The 18,493-nt window shown below is 56.1% G+C and carries 20 protein-coding genes; 10 read left to right on the forward strand and 10 right to left on the reverse strand.

All coding sequences use genetic code 11. The features are described 5' to 3' along the window. The first annotated feature begins 125 nt into the window (after nt 1-125). The gene (locus ABD890_RS11575) at nt 126-1,151 is read left to right on the forward strand and encodes a DUF1559 family PulG-like putative transporter (RefSeq protein WP_345089045.1); all 1,026 of its coding nucleotides are present in this window, start codon (nt 126-128) and stop codon (nt 1,149-1,151) included. A gap of 38 nt (nt 1,152-1,189) precedes the next feature. Next, the gene (locus tag ABD890_RS11580) at nt 1,190-1,606 is read left to right on the forward strand and encodes a hypothetical protein (protein ID WP_345089048.1); all 417 of its coding nucleotides are present in this window, start codon (nt 1,190-1,192) and stop codon (nt 1,604-1,606) included. 77 nt (nt 1,607-1,683) lie between these two features. Here ABD890_RS11580 and ABD890_RS11585 read toward each other — a convergent pair whose 3' ends face one another. From ABD890_RS11585 to ABD890_RS11600, 4 genes are all read right to left on the reverse strand, one after another. Beyond that, entirely contained in the window at nt 1,684-3,078 is a 1,395-nt protein-coding gene (locus tag ABD890_RS11585) for a hypothetical protein (protein WP_345089051.1), read from the reverse strand. Between the two features lie 62 nt (nt 3,079-3,140). Then, the gene (locus tag ABD890_RS11590; RefSeq protein ID WP_345089055.1) at nt 3,141-3,539 is read right to left on the reverse strand and encodes a carboxypeptidase-like regulatory domain-containing protein; all 399 of its coding nucleotides are present in this window, start codon (nt 3,537-3,539) and stop codon (nt 3,141-3,143) included. Nucleotides 3,540-3,555: 16 nt separating this feature from the next. Beyond that, complete coding sequence (locus ABD890_RS11595) at nt 3,556-4,521, reverse strand: DUF1559 family PulG-like putative transporter (RefSeq protein WP_345089057.1); 966 nt, start codon at nt 4,519-4,521, stop codon at nt 3,556-3,558. Between the two features lie 328 nt (nt 4,522-4,849). Next, nucleotides 4,850-6,478 (reverse strand): alkaline phosphatase, encoded by a 1,629-nt coding sequence (locus ABD890_RS11600; protein ID WP_345089059.1) that lies wholly within the window; start codon nt 6,476-6,478, stop codon nt 4,850-4,852. Between the two features lie 694 nt (nt 6,479-7,172). On the opposite strand from ABD890_RS11600, the gene ABD890_RS11605 reads away from it, so the two are divergent. The 4 genes from ABD890_RS11605 to ABD890_RS11620 all read left to right on the forward strand — a co-directional run bounded on the left by ABD890_RS11605 (nt 7,173) and on the right by ABD890_RS11620 (nt 10,552). Next, nucleotides 7,173-8,126, forward strand: coding sequence for a DUF1559 family PulG-like putative transporter (locus tag ABD890_RS11605; protein ID WP_345089062.1), 954 nt, complete (start codon nt 7,173-7,175; stop codon nt 8,124-8,126). Nucleotides 8,127-8,146: 20 nt separating this feature from the next. Then, a complete protein-coding gene (locus tag ABD890_RS11610) occupies nt 8,147-8,587 on the forward strand; it encodes a carboxypeptidase-like regulatory domain-containing protein (protein WP_345089065.1) in 441 nt (146 codons plus the stop codon). A 442-nt stretch (nt 8,588-9,029) separates the two neighbouring features. After that, the gene (locus ABD890_RS11615) at nt 9,030-10,085 is read left to right on the forward strand and encodes a DUF1559 family PulG-like putative transporter (protein WP_345089067.1); all 1,056 of its coding nucleotides are present in this window, start codon (nt 9,030-9,032) and stop codon (nt 10,083-10,085) included. A 41-nt stretch (nt 10,086-10,126) separates the two neighbouring features. Beyond that, complete coding sequence (locus tag ABD890_RS11620) at nt 10,127-10,552, forward strand: hypothetical protein (protein ID WP_345089070.1); 426 nt, start codon at nt 10,127-10,129, stop codon at nt 10,550-10,552. A gap of 99 nt (nt 10,553-10,651) precedes the next feature. Here ABD890_RS11620 and ABD890_RS11625 read toward each other — a convergent pair whose 3' ends face one another. Beyond that, the gene (locus ABD890_RS11625) at nt 10,652-12,151 is read right to left on the reverse strand and encodes a sulfatase family protein (protein ID WP_345089072.1); all 1,500 of its coding nucleotides are present in this window, start codon (nt 12,149-12,151) and stop codon (nt 10,652-10,654) included. 39 nt (nt 12,152-12,190) lie between these two features. On the opposite strand from ABD890_RS11625, the gene ABD890_RS11630 reads away from it, so the two are divergent. Then, nucleotides 12,191-12,649, forward strand: coding sequence for a hypothetical protein (locus tag ABD890_RS11630; protein WP_345089075.1), 459 nt, complete (start codon nt 12,191-12,193; stop codon nt 12,647-12,649). Nucleotides 12,650-12,662: 13 nt separating this feature from the next. Here ABD890_RS11630 and ABD890_RS11635 read toward each other — a convergent pair whose 3' ends face one another. From ABD890_RS11635 to ABD890_RS11650, 4 genes are read right to left on the reverse strand one after another with little or no spacing between them, the layout of a single operon-like run. Continuing rightward, complete coding sequence (locus ABD890_RS11635; protein ID WP_345089078.1) at nt 12,663-13,055, reverse strand: hypothetical protein; 393 nt, start codon at nt 13,053-13,055, stop codon at nt 12,663-12,665. A 1-nt stretch (nt 13,056) separates the two neighbouring features. Further along, entirely contained in the window at nt 13,057-13,449 is a 393-nt protein-coding gene (locus ABD890_RS11640; RefSeq protein WP_345089080.1) for a hypothetical protein, read from the reverse strand. Between the two features lie 36 nt (nt 13,450-13,485). Next, entirely contained in the window at nt 13,486-14,826 is a 1,341-nt protein-coding gene (locus ABD890_RS11645; RefSeq protein WP_345089083.1) for a sulfatase family protein, read from the reverse strand. 35 nt (nt 14,827-14,861) lie between these two features. Next, nucleotides 14,862-16,202, reverse strand: coding sequence for a sulfatase-like hydrolase/transferase (locus tag ABD890_RS11650; RefSeq protein WP_345089085.1), 1,341 nt, complete (start codon nt 16,200-16,202; stop codon nt 14,862-14,864). A gap of 110 nt (nt 16,203-16,312) precedes the next feature. Between ABD890_RS11650 and ABD890_RS11655 the strand changes: the two genes are divergently transcribed. Continuing rightward, the gene (locus tag ABD890_RS11655; protein ID WP_345089088.1) at nt 16,313-16,513 is read left to right on the forward strand and encodes a hypothetical protein; all 201 of its coding nucleotides are present in this window, start codon (nt 16,313-16,315) and stop codon (nt 16,511-16,513) included. Nucleotides 16,514-16,660: 147 nt separating this feature from the next. Next, nucleotides 16,661-16,999, forward strand: a complete 339-nt coding sequence (locus ABD890_RS11660) for a ribonuclease E inhibitor RraB (protein WP_345089091.1) — start codon at nt 16,661-16,663, stop codon at nt 16,997-16,999. Between the two features lie 6 nt (nt 17,000-17,005). Here the strand turns inward: ABD890_RS11660 and ABD890_RS11665 are convergent, their stop codons facing one another. Next, nucleotides 17,006-18,004: a hypothetical protein gene (locus tag ABD890_RS11665; RefSeq protein ID WP_345089094.1), complete on the reverse strand. Its 999-nt coding sequence runs from the start codon at nt 18,002-18,004 to the stop codon at nt 17,006-17,008. 87 nt (nt 18,005-18,091) lie between these two features. On the opposite strand from ABD890_RS11665, the gene ABD890_RS11670 reads away from it, so the two are divergent. Then, entirely contained in the window at nt 18,092-18,484 is a 393-nt protein-coding gene (locus ABD890_RS11670; RefSeq protein ID WP_345089097.1) for a VOC family protein, read from the forward strand. Nucleotides 18,485-18,493 lie beyond the last annotated feature (9 nt).

Here is an 18,493-nt window from a genome sequence, read left to right on the forward strand (position 1 = left end):
CAGCTCTCTGCCGCCAAGCCAACTTGGCCTGAGATCTTCCGGAAGACAATTCACCGATAGCGCACGCCCACATGCTTGTTATTGGTTTATTCCTATTATCTGTCCTCGATCCGGAGTTGTTTTCTATGATGGCATCCATCAATCGCCCCCGGCGTCACGGGTTCACGCTCGTCGAACTTCTCGTCGTCATCGCAATCATTGGTGTCTTGATTGCCTTGCTGTTACCAGCGGTGCAACAAGCACGCGAAGCCGCTCGCCGCATGAGCTGCTCGAACAACCTGAAGCAGTTGGGCCTTGCGCTGCACAACTATCACGACACGCATCGGTCGTTTCCCTATGGTGGTCGATACTACATCACCTATGCCGGCACAAACTGGCGATTCGCCTTGCTGCCTTATCTGGAACAGAAGGCAATCTACGATCTTGATCGGGCCTCGAACTACCGCCTGAATACCTATGCCGGCGGCAGCAGCAACACCGATATCAATGCGTACAACAACGAAACGCGGTTGCTGTTTGGTCTGGTGGTCGATGCCTACGTTTGCCCTTCCAGTGCCGAGCCATTGATGCATGTCCCGAACAACAGTGCGGCCTTGGAATCGATCGGGGCTGTGACCCAGGCCCATCACTACGTCGGCATCATGGGTGCCTACCCCGATCCCGCTGGCCGATCCGACACTTACTACGATACGCAGTACGACAGCTACGCCACCGACAACGGCATTCTGACCATCGCTGAAACCAAGGGGATGCGTGACGTGGTCGACGGAACCTCGAACACGATTATCGTTTCCGAACAATCCGGCAACACGAATCCCAATGCCCGTTACAAGCGAATGTCGACCTATCACACCGGCTGGGGTGGGATCTCGCATCTAGGGACCGTGCAAGACTGGCGAGCGCTAGGCTCAGGGCAACATCGTTACGGTAGTGGCGTGACGGCTGTGTATCACTCCCCTAACCCACGCACGACCGGCGCGGAAGCGGATGCCGTATGGGACTTCAACACGCCTCTCACTTCGTATCATCCTGGCGGAATCATGGTGTCGCTGGCCGATGGCTCGACACGGTTCATCAGCGAAACAATTCCGTTGACCACCCTGCAACGACTCGCCGTGCGGGACGATGGCACCGTCATCGAAAGCTTCTAACGATTGCCACGTTCATCCAATCCAAGAAGGGAGACGCCATGAAAACCTTGTTGTCGCTATTGCTCGTCGTCGGATGCGTCGGCATGGGGGGATGCTCCGGGAAATCTTCACGTCCCTCGGCCACGATCGAAGGCGTGGTCCGCTACAACGGCCAGCCACTGGAACAAGCGAGCGTTCACTTCACTTCGCCCCTGACCGGCGAGTCGGCTTATGCCAATCTTGAAAACGGTGGCAAGTACGTGATTGAATTCCCTGAAGCCGACGTCGGGCAGAAGTACGAGATCGCCGTTCGACGTCCTTACATCGAAGTTGAAGACGCGCACTCGGCGCCGAAGATCATTCCGATGAAAGTCGCCATCCCATCGAAGTACCACCATCGCACGACGAGCGGTCTTTCGTTTCAGCTCGAACAGGGTGGGATGCAAACGTTCGACATAGAGCTTTCTAAGTCGTAGGAAGTCAAGAAAGAACGCGTGGCCCACTCGGAACAGATGGACCACGCGTCTTTCACTTCCCTATCCCTCGGGCTCATTTAGTGGCGAGTTTCCTTACCGCCAATGCACAACACCTTCGTCGGCATTCCGCCGACTTCGTAGGTTCCCTTGAACTCGAGATCGCTGAGCGAAAGCAGCTGCAGTTGGCCCGTGCCCGGGTTCGAGACTACACCCCAGTTGCCATCGGCATCGAAGTCGATTTCATGATGGCCATAGTGCCCTTCGACCTGGCTGGCGCCGACTTCCAGTTGCTTGATCACCGTTGCGTCGCTTAAGTCACGATCGCCATTCGGATCGAGATCGACCACGACTAATTTCTCTTGCTTATCGCCCGTCTTGCGATCTTGAAACAGGAAGGCATAGCGTTTTCCGGCTGCGGTGACGACCATTGCCGGCGTGGTAAGTGTCAGACCGTCAGGCGTGTCGATTTCAAGCTTGATCACCGAAGGTTCTTCCGCCGCGGCATCAATCAGGCAAAGGGCGGCCTCGTCTTGCTTGCCGGTGGTGCACAGCACCCAGTTACGATGCGTGGCGAACGCACCGGTTCGATAGGGCCGGTTGTTCTCGGCATCTTGGCCGAGCGACAAATGTTTGAGCTCGACGGTCTCGCCCGACTGCTTCAAGTTCACGTCGGCGTCGACGTAATAGACACCATCCGACGGAGCAAAGAACACCTTGCCGCTGTTGGCCGTCGCACCATGCAAGCCACTGACTGGCAGACGGAACGAATACGCAATCGACGCATCGCCTGGTTTCGAGAGATCGCTGACGTCGATTCGCCCGGCGTTCGCTTCGTCGTACGACATCCAAGTCGAATAGGCCACTTTGCCTTCCACCGCCGCCAACGTAATATGCCCTGCCCCACCTTGATAGAACGTCCCATGTTGCTGGTCATCTTTTCGCAGTAGATGCAGTGGCGCGAACTGGGTGAAGCCGTTTCGCTTGTCGTTCGCCAGGTAGAAGTTTCCTTCGTACGTGTAGAGATGGGCCGGGTTTCCCTGGGCTTGATCGATCATGCTCGAAAGCACGAAAGGTGGCTCGTGATAGATGCAGTCTTGATGGTCTCCGTGTGAATGCATTCGCACGCCCAGGTCGAGCGCGACCCAACCACTTTGATAGTTTCCATCGTCGTCGTCGCGAACGCCCACCAAGACGACCCGGCCGAGACGATCCATTTGGACCAGCTCGTTCCTTTCAGTATCAAGTTCAGGAAAGCCTGGGATGGTATTCTGGTTTTGAAATGTTACCTGGCTGCCGTTCTGCTCGAACTGGCCCCAGTGGACCGCTTTGTCTTCGCGATCTTGCCAGATCACGCGAACCAGCGGAATCGATTCCTCAGCTGTATTGGTGGAAGACTCCGCCGCCGACAAAGGAGTTGCCACAGCGATCGAGAGTATGACCAGCATGCCTCGAAGATAAATGTGCTTTCGCATCGTTGAATGCCTTTCAAAAGACAGGACGAAAGAGTGGTGGGGGACGGCTGGGCCGTCGTGGTTTAATAGGCGGCGCGAGGCGCCGGGACGTTCAGGTCAAGCTGCTCTTGTTCCGGCGACCATTCGACTTGCAGCGGAGTCTTCGTCGGAGACCGATAGGCGTGCGGCCACACCATTTGAAATTCTCCGGCCGATTCGAGCGTGACTCGATACGACCCCGGTGCCAGATCGACGCCCGTCAGGCTCGCTTCATCACGGAGTTCGAAGGCACCTTCGCCATCGGTCACTGCAAAGGCGGTGGCGTTGCCGGCGGCATCGAAGACGTTCACGCGGATCTCTTTTAACGGCACCCCATCGGCGTGCAGCTTGCCGGAGGTTCCGCCCGGAATCGACGGGGGCGGACCACAACCAACCAACATCGCGAGGCACAAAATCGAGCCGAGACGCGAGCAACCAAACATCAGCGAAGTTCCCTCGTTAAAACGGCTGCGGCACTTCGCCGCCGCCTCGGCTGAACAAAGCACGCCATACCGCCAGGTCGATCGTTTCGGGAGCGAACTTGACGCTTCCGTCGGCCAACACCAACTGCGTACCGCCAGGATGATTGCTGCGGCTGCTGGTGACGATGTAACCGTGATGCGAAACATCGGGGTTCAAGCTGTTGGGCGTATAAAAACCGTTGATCGTGATATGGAACCCAGTCGCTCGAATCCACGAGCCCGCTCGTTTGCCCGTATATCCAGAGGCCGATGCGGCGTCGAGATCTTCGGCGGTCTTCGATCCCGGCGCACCGCCACTGACCGACTTGATTTGTCGCTGCGGATCGGTCAGCACGGTGGTTGAAACCTGGTCGCGTCCACCGAACAGCGTTTCCGCCATCAGAATCGTGTGACTGGTGCCATCGGTGATGTCGCGAAAGCTGGTGTCGCTACCTCGCCAGAACAAACCGTTGGGACTGTTCCCTTCGCTGTAGTTCAGTCCGTTACCGCTGCCGACATTCACCATGTAGTTGGTGCCTGCCCAGGTCTCGCCCCCATCGATAAACATCGGGTCGCCACTTTCCGAGGGACAAAGCAGCATCGGCAAAACACGATCAGGAATCCCGGAGTGCACCGGATTGAGCGATACACTCGGTCCGCTGCCCAGCATCAATGGCTGCGAGAAATCGATCAGGTCGTGTAGGTTGCCCTGCTCGATAAATGGCAGGACGAGCGCTTGGGGTGAATAGCCGGTGCTGCTGGACGAGATCGAAGGAAAGTTTCGATGCGTGTCGTGATAGTTGTGTAGCGCCAGCCCCAATTGCTTGAAGTTGTTCTGGCATTGGATTCGTCGAGCTGCTTCGCGGGCCTGTTGGACCGCCGGCAGAAGAAGTGAAATCAGAACACCGATGATGGCAATCACCACCAGCAATTCCACAAGAGTAAAGCCATGATCGCGTCGCATGCGATGCTTCTCCGCAAGTGAAGACCGGAAAGCGTGCTCTGGGCGAGAGCACGAATGAATAACATGTGCGACTATATTCGTTCTGCAATTCTGTTGCAAGTACGTATTTCACGCACATCCACATTTGATGCATTACTACGAAAAAGACGTACTTTCCCTGTAGACACGTAAATGTCGATGCGTGAGTGGAGAGGCAACGGAGAAAGTTGCTGCCAGCGTCAAAGGGATCGTCAGCGGACGATCCCCTGCCCTGCGTAGCGTGCAGGGCTTTCAAGAAAGATGCCCAGCGGCGGGCCTTTTTGCCAACCGCTGGACGTTTGATGCGAGGCTACGGTCCGGTAAGGGCTTCCGGCTCTTCGATCATCAAGTAGTGACCATGATCGGCCGTCAGAATGAGGCAGGTATCGTCCCATCCGCCGTTGGCTTCGATCCACTTGGTCACCTTCTCGAAGGCCTGATCGCCACTCAAGACAGCGCCGATCGAGTCGTCGATGTTGTTGGCGTGGTTCGCCCAGTCGACATCGCCTGCTTCGATCATCAACCACCAAGGCTCTCCCTTGGCTTGCAGCACGTCCAAGGCCGCCAGGCTCATGTCCGAGAGCGTCACGTTCTCGGTCACGTCGGCTTCGTCGTACTTCTCAGCTGCGATCGGCCCCGAGCTCTTCGCGCTCGCGACTGGGTCATACTTGCCGTCAGCCGTTTGGAAAGGAAGATGCCCGCCCGAGACGCCGAAGTAACCAAACAATCGGTGGTTATTTTGAATCGCGGCTTTCGCTCCTTCGGTCAGCACGTCGGTCCCCTTGCGGCCTGGCGTTCGCTGAGCGACGACATACTTGCCGCCATTCTTCACATCGATCGCACGCAGATCTTCCGCCGGCAAATACTTGTTGCCTGGGACGAAGTTTTCGCCCTGCTTGCCATCCTTCTTCACTACGTCGCCCCAGCCACCACCAATCAACACATCCAGCCCCGGCAAGCTGCCAGGATGAAAGATCGAAGGACGCCCGATGAGATCTCGCGAGATGTCCTGGTAGTCGTAGCGATGCACATTGTTGGCGTACGCGGCTCCTGGTGTCGCATGGCAAATCGGCACGCTCGTGACGACACCGGTGTTCCAGCCCTTCTTTTGTAACTGGCGAGCGATCGGCAACACTTCGCGACCCATGAAGTCGACATTGATCGCATTGTTGTACGACTTGATCCCAGCCGTCATCGACGTTGCCGACGTGGCCGAGTCGGTGAATGCATGCACGACGCTACTTCCCTGGGCGATCGGATACTTAATGTCCTTCGCCACGCTCCAGGGATAGCTACCTGCTTCACGCCAATCGTAACCACCCTTGGTCTTACCACCAGGCGAAGTCACGATCTGCTTGTTGATATCGACATTGGTTCCATTGTTGTGCGGCGTTGTTACGAAGTAGCCGTAGTCGGTCTTCGCTCCGCGGTAATCGAGAAAGTTCAGGCCCGTTCCTCGGCCTTCGCGATAACCTACCTTCCCGGAGTTATGGATCGCTGCGGCCCAGGTCGTTTGCCAATCCATGCCGTCGTAAACGAACAGAATGATTCGTTTCTTCCCCGTTTCCGAAGCGAGTTTCTGCAAACGATAGACGTCGGTCTGATCGAAGTACTCGGCTTCTTCGTTCACGGTGTTGGTCGGGACATAGCCAAACAACTTCTTCAGCTTCTCCTCGCTGCGGTAGATGCTGTTCTCGCCATTCACCGAATCGAGCGTGATCCCAAAAGTGTAAACCGGGATCAGCCGATTGGAGTGATTACCCCACGACGAATACTTCTCGCCGTTAGGTCCCCAGTGCAGCGACGTCGGCCGATTGGTTTCGGCGTTGTTCTGCTGAAGCGTCGAGACAGGTTGCTTGTCAAGCTTCTCGGCGAGGCAAAGGTGATGAATAGTAAGCAGGAAAGCGATAGCGGCGAGTGGGAGGGGTGCTCTTTTCACAGGCGGGATTCAACCAAAGGGAAAACGGGGGATGTAGAACTAGGGCTCTCTCCCATTGAACCCCCAATGACAAGCGAGTTAAAGGCCGCAATGCGCAGACGATTTGATGTTTTGCGTAATGACTGACATTGCCTTCTTCTACGAAAAACTCATACGTCATGCTCGATCTATTGAGCGGCTTTCATCTTCCTGATTCTGGTAAAATGAATCGGCGTATGAATCTCCCATCGAGACCGATCTGCGCATTTCCGCAGCGAACGAAATTGCCAGGCGAAAGGGATCCAGTTCTTTCGGCTGGCTTTATCCCAGGCCTCGGAATGGATCTCAAATCGCTCATAACCCACCTTTTGGCTAACTAGGTCAAAATCTGCCCTGTTGCAGACTTAGGCAGGCCTGCCAGCGGTTTCAGCAGCCTCCCCCAAGGCCATCGCTACATGGTCGCCCCCACACGAAGGGTCCGCTCGAAAAACTAGATTTGATGCTTGTACTCAAGTTTTCTCGAACTTTCTCGAACGTTTCCTGGCACGTTTAAGACACTGTCCTGCGCTTTTTTCAATATCCAGTCTTGACCGGCATAACGTTTGCATCTGGTTTCGCCTATTCCAATATCCCGATATATCACTTGCGATATCCCGGCACATTCGTTTTTGTCGTTATTCCTACTTTTTTGTTGTATCCACGAGGTCCTGAAAACATGAGATGCGGACACAGCCGTAAATCGGCCTTCACCCTGGTTGAGCTCTTGGTGGTCATTGCCATCATTGGCGTGTTGATCGCCCTATTGCTCCCAGCCGTTCAGCAAGCTCGCGAAGCTGCTCGACGTATGCAGTGCACAAACAATCTCAAGCAACTTGGGATCGCTCTGCACATGTACAACGATACTTACCAAACATTGCCTATGGGCGTGCTGCAGAATCACAACTGGCGCGTCTCGGTGCTGCCGTTCATGGAACAGCGCAACCTTTACGATCAACTCGACTTCTCGGTCGACTTCCGTGGCGACCAGAATAACGCCAACACGCCTCTACTGAGCGACCAGGCGGTTGACACGTTTGTCTGCCCTTCGAGCCCGCTCGATTCCAACATGAACCCAGGCTGGAACGGTCAGCGTTACCAGTATCATCACTACATGGGCGTCAGCGGTGCGACCGATACGAGCATCGGCACCTGCCAACGCTTCTATGGCTACAACTGCGACAACGGGCCATTCTCGGTCAACAAGAAGGTGAAGCTGGCGGAACTGACCGACGGTACCTCGAACACGATGATCCTGGGCGAACAGTCGGATCGCGTGAAATATACCGGCCCAGGCGTCGGTAGCTGGCCATTCGCCGAAGGTAAGACCATGTCGCCAGGTGGTTACCACGGCGGCTGGGAAGGTCCTGGCAACCTCGACGGTACCGGTTCGCAGTGGGGCATCATGTCGGGTATCGTTCCGATTCAGTACGGCCCGAACGCAACCTGCCCAGACCAATGGGACTGTGGTTATTGCTACATCAACTCGACGATCCTCGCGTCGGCTCACCCAGGCGGTATCAACATCTCGCTGGCGGATGGCTCGGTGCGGTTCATCCCCGAAACGATCGACCTGAACAACTTCAAGCTGCTGGCCCTGAAGTCGGACGGCCAGGTTGTGACGTTCAACTAAGGCGAGGATAAGCGATATCGATGAGTACGTTTGAATTGTTCACAGCGCAACGGTTTTACCGCAGCCTTCCGAGTACGTTATTCGTGCTCGGATTGTTGGCCCTGGTCGGTTGTGGCGGACCCGCAGAAACAGGCGGGACTGTCTCAGGCAAAGTAACCGCCAATGGCAAACCAGTCACCGGCGCGGACATTCAGTTCCGCAACATTGACCTGGGTACTGGGATTACCTGCACGCTTCAGGCGGATGGAACGTTCAAGAGTGACACTGCGATTCCGGAGGCAACCTACACAATTGCCTTCACTCCGACGCTCTCAGATCATCAGCCAGGATCGACCGGCATGCCGACGATTCCTAAGTTGCCTGCTTCGATTCCGAAGAAGTACACCCAGACCAAAACGAGCGACTTGACGGCCGAAGTGAAGTCGATTCCGGTCAACGAGTTCGAGTTTGATCTGAAGTAGAAATAACGACCTCGACACACAATCTCCCTGTGTGAAAGCCTCCTCGTTCCTTTTTGGAACTTGGGGGCTTTTTTTCGTTGGCATTTCGTTCGCTTAATTCGAACCCACCGCGCCGCCTAATTTGGCGACATTCTGCTGGTGGAACCATTAAGGAATCCACATTCTCCGATGCGATTGCGGCAGCCCCGCAACAAATTCGAGAAATACTTAGATCTGTTTGCGCACCATAAATTCACGGCAACAAAGCTCTATAGTCCTTTGATTGTCCGTTGCGCGGCGAACTGTCCCGAACTGCTTGTTTTTTGCCCAAATTGCGATATGGGAAAAATCGACTTGGTCTATACTTTGCTGATATCCCGGTAAATACACGCCCTTTAACGCTATCTGGGGGTGTAGACGTCCTGCCCTTAATTTCTTCAGATTTTTCGAGAGCGCTTACCTTATGAAGAAACCATCTTCGCCCCAATCTGGGTTCACCCTGGTCGAATTGCTGGTGGTGATTGCCATCATCGGTGTCTTGATCGCCTTGCTTTTGCCAGCCGTCCAACAGGCCCGCGAAGCAGCCCGCCGTATGCAGTGCAGCAATAATCTCAAGCAGTTGGGCCTGGCGTTGCACAACTATCACGACACCAACGGCGCGTTCCCGATGGTCAGCTACATCGACAACACCAATCGTCCCGCAAGCTGGATCGTTCGCCTGTGGCCTTACATCGAACAGTCGGCCGCCTACGATCAGTGCACCTTCCAGAGCGACTGGACCGGGATTGGCTTCGACAAGAACTGGCGAATCACGACGAACATGTTTGTCGATGGTCTGAACTGCCCATCGAACCCGATGGATCGCTTCCTGACGCAGAACTCGAGTTCGGCCACGCGTAACGATGGTGCTCCTGCTGAAGTGCAGTATCAGCGTGCTGACTACGTCGGCGTTGGTGGTCGTTTCAAGTCGAACTCGGATCCATCGGCACCTCGCTCGGTTTGGATCGGCTATCACGGCATGAATGACTACAACGGTATCTTCGTCGCCCTCGACACGCACAACGAACAGACCGTTTCGTTCCGCGACATTAGCGACGGTACCAGCAATACGCTGGCGATTGGCGAGCAGTCGAACTTTGTCCGTTCGATCGACACTTCGACCGGCGAAGTCACCTTCCACGACTCGCGCGAGTATGGTCACCGCGGCGGCGCCTGGAGTGGTGGCGGCGGTCACAACGGTCATGGTCAGTGGTACGGCAACTGGGAAGGTCACTCGTCGATTCGCGTTGGGATCAACTTCGTTCACACGGCTGGCTACAGCGAACCTTCCGGTACCGGTTGCAAGCCAACCTACGGCGGTCGATCGGGTCACCACACCACCTTCACCTCGGCTCACCCAGGCGGTGCCTTGTTTGTCCTGGGCGATGGTTCGACTCGCTTCATGAGCGAACACATTCCGCTGGATACTCTCCGCTACCTGGCTGACCGAACCGACGGTCAGGTCATCGGCGAGTACTAATCGAGCCTTATCACCCTCTTTGTTTTATGGTGAATCGAATCATGTCGATGAAAAAGAACCTGGCGTTCTCGATGGTGGCTCTGGTGGCGTTGAGCGTGACCGGCTGCTTCTCGGGATCGGGCAAAGACCTGAACGCGGTCACAGGGACGATTACCAAAGACGGCGTCCCATTTGCCGACGCCCACATTGAATTCCATCCGCAGTCGGGCGAAGGTGCGGTTTCCTACGGGAAGTCGGATCAAGAAGGCAACTTCAAGTTGTACTACTCGACCGGACAGCCTGGCGCCCTGCCCGGCACGCACAAAGTGATTGTGCAGAATGGCTACAAGGTTGGCGGCAAGAATCCGATGGCCGATTCCGATGCTGATCCAATGAAGGCAGCCCCTGCCCCGTCGGAACAGCAAAAGGGAGAGATCCTGGTCGAAGTCGGTAAGAACGACGACAACCACATCGAGATCGAGCTCTAACTCGATCACGACCAACGCAACAGAGAAGGCACGAAAAAGGCTCCGCGAGTTTACCTTGCGGAGCCTTTTCTTTTGAGAAACGCCGATTAGCGGATTTGTTTACTTTGGGCCGCTGGCGTTGATCTTAGCCGCGTTGTTTTCTTTGCCAGCCCAATCGCCGTAAGGACGATCCCCCTTGATGCGTTGACCCGTTTTGCGATCGGTATAGCCGGTTTCACGATCATAGAAGTCGATGGTGTAATCGGTGGGAACGCTGTCGCCTGTTTCCGTCTGCCAGGCATCCATTGCCTGACGCATCTCGGCCAACTGCTTGGCATACTTCGGATCGCCAACCAGGTTCTGCACTTGAAGCGCGTCCTGATTGGTGTCGAACAGTTCTTCACCGGAACGTGGTTGCAGGAAGAGATCGGCCTGGGCAGGCGTCAGGTCCTCTTTGGCTGCGACCAGATCTTGGTGCGAAGGAGAGCTGACCGCGTCGGCCGGGCCGAGCCAGGCCTTTTCAGGCCGAGCATTCCGGACATACAACAGGCCATCACCGTTACGGACCGAGCGACCGTGGGCTTCGTAATCGTGCCAGTTGTGTTCGCTGAAGGCGAGCTTACGTGCCGACTTGCCTTGAGGATCTTCCAGCAACTTTGCGAAGCTGACCCCTTGGGCCTGCACGGGAATGTTCACGCCAGCCAACTGCAGGATGGTAGGGCAGATATCGATCGCACTGACCAGTTGATCGCAAGTTCGTCCTGGCTGAGCGAGATCCTTCGGAAACGAAACCACGAATGGCGTCTTCATGCCGCTATCGTGGACGCGCGTCTTGGCACGTGGGAATGGTCGGCCGTTGTCGGCCATGACGATGATCATCGTGTTGTCGAAGGCGTCTTGCTTCTTGAGCTCTGCAACGACCTTGCCGATGTAGTAATCGAAGCGGGTGATCTCGTTGTAGTACGAAGCCAGGTCGTCACGCGTGGCCGGGGCATCACGCAGGTAAGGAGGAACGGTCACGCCTTCTGGCTGATGCTTCGGACCGTAGTTGTCCTCTTGCCATTGGCGGTCGGCGTCCCAGCCACGATGGGCATCGGTCGCGGCGAACCAGAAGAAGAACGGCTTGTCTTTCGGACGCTTCTGAACGATATCGAGCCAGTGCCCTTCCCCACCGGAGTTGCCCGGCACGTTGGTGCCCCGTTTGTCGTTCCAAACGGCATTCTCGTTGGCGTTGTCTTGCGGCATGTGATCTTTGCCTGCCAAGGCGGTGTAATAACCCGCCTCCTGCAGCAGCATTGGGAACTTGATCAAGTGGTCTGGCAGCGGTCGGTGCAGTTCGCTCGCCGGGCCGTTGTTGTGGGGGTAACGACCAGTGACGATGCTACATCGGCTGGGGCTGCAGCTGCTGGCGGTCAGATAGGCATTGGTAAATTTGACCCCGTGCGAAGCCAAAGCATCGATGTTGGGTGTCCGAGCCGTTTCGTTGCCATAGCAACCGAAGTCGTTCCAGCTCACGTCATCTGCGATGAACAAGATGAAATTGGGGCGATCGGCGGCAGAGACAGGCGAAAACAAGCCAACCAGGATCAACAGAGACGCAAGCAAGTAGCATGCACGCATGAGATTTTCCGGGGCAACGAGGAAGCGGTATGGGTGGGAGTGGACCAGAAACAGTATCATCAATCCCATTTCGTCGGTCAAATCAACGAAGGACGCCCTGCTTTGTACGTTTACGCGTTAACGGTCATGATCTCCCTGGGATGCAGCTTTCTGGCTGGAATCTTAGGGGTTGGTGTGGCGATCATGCGTTACTTGCCGTCCGCCACGAAATTAGGCTGGGCCGCCATCGGCTATGGGCTGTATGGCCTGGTAGGTATCGCCATCATGGCAGCCACGTCCCAGCCCGGCAGCTTCTCGCCAATGTGGTACATCTATATCGTGGCAGCGATTCCCACGCTGATGGGCATTGCCACCCTGGCCATCTGTCACTACTACACCGGAAAAGAACCCCTGCCCGATCGACAGATCCCGCTGGCCATGATCTTCTACATGATCGCCGTTGTTGGCCTGCTGATCACCATCGTCTCGTGTGCCGGGTCGTTCGATCTTGATCCGTAGCCTCAGCTATTGCTCAGGCCGGAAGTTGGTTCAGCTGCATTGTCATTTCCAAGTTCGCCAGCACATACAGGGCGACAATCGTCCACAGCCCCCACGCGACGGTAACGTTCACCAAGACACTGGTGAGAATCACCAGACCCTGAACGCGAATGTCTCGATTCCTCGCCAGGTAAGCACTCCAAGCGATGCTTGCCACAACAAGTAGCCAGGCATACCGATAGACTTGCCCGTGAATCGCAGCGAACCATGGCAAGTCATCCGTAGGGACAATGACCGGTGTGAATAGTTGGTGATCGCGAGCAGCAATCCACGTAGAGAATACGACCAGCATCACAAAGATGCTCACACTGGTGAACCAATGCAAAGCGACTCTACGAGGAATTGTGGCAGGAGAAGATACCGACATTTCAACAGAGCCGATCTCGAACGAAGTAGACGCTGATCAACGTCCAAGCGAACCAAAACGTTGTGGCATTCACCATGATGCCCACGTACAGGATTAGATCACGCAGCCGCATCACTTGGTTGCCAAGCAACCCCATTCCGCAGCACCCATAGGCCAGAACCAAGGGCCAAGCGAACGGTTCGACGTCGAATAGCACCTCGGTCATGTAAGCGATATCAACATCCCAGGCCTGAACGTCCATCTTCAATCGCTGGATGAGGTTGCTCGTCCCGAGGTTCGTGACAACGGCAAATATTACCGCAGCGGCTACAGTTCCAACGGCTTGACGACGACTCAGATGGGGCTCGCCATTCGCGTCAACCAGAAGTGTTGCGGACTCAGTTTCGTTTTGCATCTGCCTCTTCAAGTGCGTTTGCTAGGCTCGGCACCCTCACGGTTGCCATGGCACGCTGCCGGCGGCTTGGATTTGTTTTTGCATGGCTTGTTGTAGTTCGCGGAACTTCTTGGGCGCGGTCTTGGCCAGGTTGTTTTGTTCCTGGGGATCTTCCTGCAGATGATACAGCTCGAGCGGCGAATACGGATCGTTCTGCATCAGTTTCCAGCCATCGCGAATGATGGCCTGGTACGATTTGCCTCCGTAACGTGCGCCTCCTTCACGACGTACGAAGTAAAGATCGCGAGAGCTTGAGGGCATCGCCTTCCCTTCCAGCAAAGGCACCAGACTGACCGCGTTCAAGTCGGCGGCTGGGCTTGCACCGGCCAAATGCAGGAAGGTTGGGAAGATGTCGAAGTTCATCCCCTGGTAATCGGATCGACTGCCGGGCGAAACGTGCCCTGGCCAGCGAACGAAGAACGGAACCTTCAGGCCGCCGTCGTAGTGACTTTGTTTGCCGTCGCGCCAAGGATCGTTGTTCTGGGCATGTGGCAGACTTCCGCCGTTGTCGCTGCCGAAGTAGACGACGGTGTTTTCCGCGAAGCCGTTCTTCTCGAGCGATGCCAAAACCTTGCCGACCGCATCGTCCAGATGATGCACGAAGGCGACGTTCTTGGCCCGCTTGTCGTCTAAGTCAGGCTGGGCCTGCTTCACCGCGTCGAGGTATTCCTTGGGGGGCTCGATCGGAAAGTGGGGGGCGTTGAAAGCGAGGTACAAAAAGAACGGCTCGTCCGCTTGCTGGGCCCGAGTCGAGAAGTAGTCGGCGGCCCACTGCGCGAACAGATCGGTCGCGTGTCCAGGCGGATCAATCTCTTTCTGATTAAGCCGCATGTAGTTGTGCCCCTCGCGGCGATGGGTCGTGTAACTATCCATCATGTCGCCAAGGAAACCATGGAAGTGATCGAAGCCGCGCTCGTTGGGTGTGTTAGGGGACTCCAATCCGAGATGCCACTTGCCGATGCACGCGGTCGCGTAACCTTGCTTCTTCAGTTCGTCGGCCAGCGTCGGAATGCCCGGCTTCAAGTAGCCCCACGAGTTGGTTTCATTGGTCCGAATCACCCCTGGCACGCCGACCAAATCAGGATAGCGCCCCGTCAACAGCGCGGCCCGCGACGGAGAGCAAACAGTGCAGTTGGCTCGCATCTGCGTGAAGGTCATCCCTTCCGCCGCCAGCTTGTCGATGTGGGGCGAATGGACGTCCGACGCATGGTAGGTCGAAACATCGCCATACCCGAGATCATCCGTGTAGATAATCAGAAAGTTCGGCCGCTTGGGCGCAGCGGCCAGAGCCGGCGCAGCGAGCGACAACAGCAGAACAAGAGCGATCAGACGTGGCATGGGTGGGGCTTTATCGGGTTAGCGGCAGATGGGGACTAAGGAGTGATCTCTTCGTCGTGAAGCTTGGTCAGGCGAGCGACGATGTCAGGGTGTTGATCGGCGAGGTTGGTCGTTTCGCCAGGATCTTCTGTGATGTTGGCCAGGAACAATTTGAATGCTGCATTGCCAGCGTTCTCGTTCGTATCGCGGGTGTTGGCAATCAATTTCCAATCGCCAGCGCGTACCGCCCAGGCAGCATTCTTTCCGGTTCCAACTTGCCAATGCAGCGGATGATTGAAGTGGGGACTTTGGGCACCCGCGTTGTTCAGCATCTCGACCATCGAGCGCCCGTCGAGGTGCGTCTCTGGTAACTTCACCCCGGTCAGTTCCGCCAAGGTTGGCATCCAGTCGCAAGCGTGAGCCATCTGATCGCGGACTTCCCCTTCCGGCAAATGCCCTGGCCAACTGATGATGCCGGGCAAGCGGATGCCTCCTTCAAACATGCTGAACTTGGCACCACGGTAGGGACCACTTTTGCCGCCGCCGAAGTGAGCGCGTTCTTCGGTCGAGTAGCCATTGTCCGACTGATAGATGATGATCGTATTCTTCCGCAGATCGAGCTTGTCGAGCTTGGCCAGCAGTTGCCCGATCCGTTCATCCTGCGACGCAATAAACGCCGCGTACAGATTACGAGGATACTTCACGTCCTGGAAATGCTCGAGCCACTTCGCTTCGCCCTGGTAAGGGTAGTGAGGCGTGTTCATCGCGTAGTAGATGAAGAATGGCTGGTCGTGATACTTCTCGATGAACTCGCCTGCTTCGTCCGCCATCAACTGCGGGAAGTAGCGACCATCTTCGTAAACTTCTTTTCCGTTCCGCCACAGATCGTGACGATTCGGTCCGTTCCAATAGAAGAAGTGCGAGTAGTTGTCGATGCAGCCACCCATGTGCCCGATCGAATAATCGAACCCTTGGGCCAATGGCATCGTGTCTGGTGTGTAGCCGATGTGCCACTTTCCGATGTGGGCTGTCGTGTAACCGGCAGCCTTGAACATCTCGGCCATGGTGATCTCGTCACTCGGCAGCGCGCTGCCGCCACCTTGTTTCGACGAACAGTTGTTCGGCACGCCAGCACGAACGGGCCAGCGTCCGGTGAGGGCCCCCGCACGGGAAGGAGAGCAAACCGGCGCTGCCGAATAAAACTGCGTCATGCGGACGCCATGCACGGCCAGCGAATCCATGTGAGGCGTGTGCAAGTCTTTCGAGCCATAACACCCGGCATCGACCGAACCTTGATCGTCCGCCAGGATGAAAATGACGTTGGGCTTGTCGCTCGCCAAAAGAGGCGCGGCAAACAGAAGCAGCAGCATGCTTGCGAACGGCAAAACACGTAACATCGGGCAGGCACCGTCGATGATGAAAGATTGGAGGTTAGGGTCTGGTTTAGTATCCTAGACGGCACAAGCCGGGTCAAACTTCCCCTTCCTTGCTGTCAGAAGGCTCTCCCATGGGCTACGAGTACTTCGCTTCGCTCGAAACCGACCTCGATTTGCGGCTTGGCATACCCCTGTTTACTGCCGTGGAAGATCACTTCGACCTGGTCACCTTGTCGAAGTCCTCCACCGAACTCCGTTTGCAGACCCCAGAGAACGCCGCCAGCGACTGGGAAGCGGTTCGGCTGGCGATCGCTCCGCGGCAGATCTATTGAATCTTCAGCGGCGGCCTTTATCGGGAAGATCAGGAGGCAATTCAGCAATCTGTCGCTCACTGGCTTGGGAATCGAGGAGTCCCCTGTCCCTGGAACGAAGAGTAGAATAGAACGTAGAGCCATTCTCCCGAAACGAGGAACCGTGCCATGTTCGATCCTGATGCCAAAGCTGTGACCGCCCAAGCCCTCGAAATGATCGAAGCAGATGGTTCCGATCTTTCTCAGCCGTTGGAGATGGACTTCTTTATTGCCGTGCCAAATCAGCAGTCAGGCGAACAGATCGCCGAGGAAGCCCGCAAGATCGGCTTCGAGACCAGCGTCGAACAAGACGAAGAGTCTGGCGAATGGACCTGCTACTGCACCAAGACCATTCTGGCCAGCGTCGACACCGTGTTCGACATTGAAGAAACACTGGACGATCTGGCCGAACCGTTTGGTGGCTACAGCGACGGCTTCGGAACCTTCGGCAACAACGACGAAGAGTAGCCGAAGTCATCTTCCACGCTGGATCGTTTGCAGCAACTGCTTGGCCTGCTCCGGCGTGAAGATCGAAAGGTCTTCGATGTCCACCGGAACGGACAAAGCATTGGGCCGTGCTTCGTCGCGAGGAATATAGACCGAGCCTTTCTTCATCGGCACCTGAAATTGCAACGGGTCGACTTCTGTCTGAAAGTCGGCTCGATCAATGTAATAAACCGTAGCCCGATGTTGATCTCGATCAGCCGTTCGGAACCTCAGCACGACTTGGGGAAGCCAGAACGAGACCGACTCACTCGGTGGCTGCAATCCAAGATGCAGGCTGAAGTCGCGAACCTTGCCATTCGACAGCCGTGCGACGGCTTCAATTGCATCGTCTTCGCCTTGTGTCTTGAAGCAGGTTTCGACTTCGCCGGTGTGAATACGCAGGACTTCGTCTTGATCAACGATCACCGAACCGTACGGCCGCGCGAACGCATTACGTCCTCGCATCAGCAAATGGTCGACCGTCAGTCGCGCGGACCAATTACTTCCCGCGACCAGATGATCGAAGTAGTCGCGCGTAGGGTGCGATTGCTGTTCGATCGAACAGGCTGGACTGATCGCCTTCAATCGTCGGAGTTCCTCGAATTGGCGCCGTTCGACGAAGTGGGTCTCGTTGAAATCGACCGTCGTCTGCCACCAATCGAATCGCCGAACCTTTCCTACGGCGCGCGGCGGAGGGGCTGGCAAAGGTGCCTCGCTTGTGGTGATGCCTGCCTTCGGCAGCCATGTCTTGTCCAGGATCGCTTTCCGATCGAGCGGCACCTTTTGTAGCTTCTCCCGCAGTTCCAGCACGTCTTCCAGCGTCTCGATCTGGAGATGGTGGACGCGATCGATTGGCACCATCAGCACTTCCATGTGCCCTTGAGTCGGCACCGTGAAGCGAGCTTCCGGCGAAGGCTTCTCGGCGCATAAGATCATCGGGGACACCAACAGCCAGATCAGCGATAGAACGGTGCAATTCTGCGGCATCTCTTCCAACTCCTTGAGTACAGATCAGATGCCGTTAACCTAATCGAAACGGATCAACCTCGCACTTATTTTTTCGAGAACTGCGCGATGCTACCCCAACCGATGATTGCCGTTCACGATGTCCCTGTCAGCAGTCGCTGGTATCAACAACTACTCGGTTGCCAGAGTGGGCATGGAGGGGACGAGTACGAGATGATTGTCAACAATCAGGGAACTCTCGTCCTGCAATTGCATCGCTGGGAAGCGCACGAACACCCGTTCATGGGTGACCCGAGCAAGAAGCCGTATGGCAACGGGGCTCTGCTTTGGTTCGAGAGCCCCGCGTTTGAGGAGGCCGTCGCCCGAGCCCAGCAAATGGATGCCGAGATCGTCGACGGTCCGTTATTTAATCCCAACGCACAACATCGCGAGATCTGGGTGCGCGACCCTGACGGCTACATTGTCGTGATCGCCTCACCCTTTGGAGAGGCGTCGGGTTAAGATGAACGC

The sequence above is a fragment of the Bremerella cremea genome (assembly GCF_039541315.1).
GTDB lineage: Bacteria > Planctomycetota > Planctomycetia > Pirellulales > Pirellulaceae > Bremerella > Bremerella cremea.